This is a genomic window from Treponema sp. R6D11 (assembly GCF_054786075.1).
The window spans coordinates 1-679 of the sequence record NZ_BDHD01000625.1 but is presented as its reverse complement, the minus strand read 5'-3'; the positions used below and the strand labels follow the sequence as shown (position 1 = coordinate 679).

Annotated in this window: 1 protein-coding gene; it reads left to right on the top strand. The window is 40.8% G+C overall.

Going from position 1 to position 679, the window contains the following annotated elements; genetic code table 11:
• Window positions 1-126: 126 nt before the first annotated feature.
• Window positions 127-679 (top strand): M16 family metallopeptidase (locus ACYVTD_RS15125; protein ID WP_461248535.1); only part of this gene is annotated, 553 nt, incomplete at its 3' end.

Genomic DNA, 679 nt, shown 5'->3' with positions numbered 1-679 from the left:
TGGTCTCGTATGAGAACGCTTATTTAGAAAGTAAACGCACTGGTGTCTGTTATCGGGCAGACTTAAAATACCCCACATTCAAAATATGCTCTATAAAAACAAACAAATATATGCTATATTCTACCCATGAAAACAAATAAAATTTTTAAGCGACTCCCCCTAATTTTATGCTCGATACTTCTGGCGTTCCTTATCCTTACTTGCCTTTCTGCGTCGAATTACGCCGATTTAGGCAAAGGCACAGATGTCATTCCGCTTACAAGCAGGGCTTTAACAGGAGTGCTTCCCAACGGGTTACGTTATTATATATTGGAAAACTCTCTGCCCGAAAACATGGCACAGCTTGCCCTTGTGGTAAACGCCGGGTCTGTTTTGGAGAGGGAAGATCAAAGAGGGTTGGCACATTTTGTTGAGCATTTGTGTTTTGACGGGACTAAACGCTTTCCTAATAAAGATATAATTGAATATTTTAGATCGTTGGGTATGCGTTTCGGCGGCGATGCTAACGCTTATACCTCTTATGACGAAACAGTTTACCACTTTGATATTCCCATCGAGAAAGTGGGCGGAGTTAAACGCATACCTGACAAAGCGTTAGCTGTTTTAGACGACTGGACTTATACGGTAACTTTTTTAAGCGAAGACGTAAAAAACTATAGCCATATTGTCGCTTGTATAC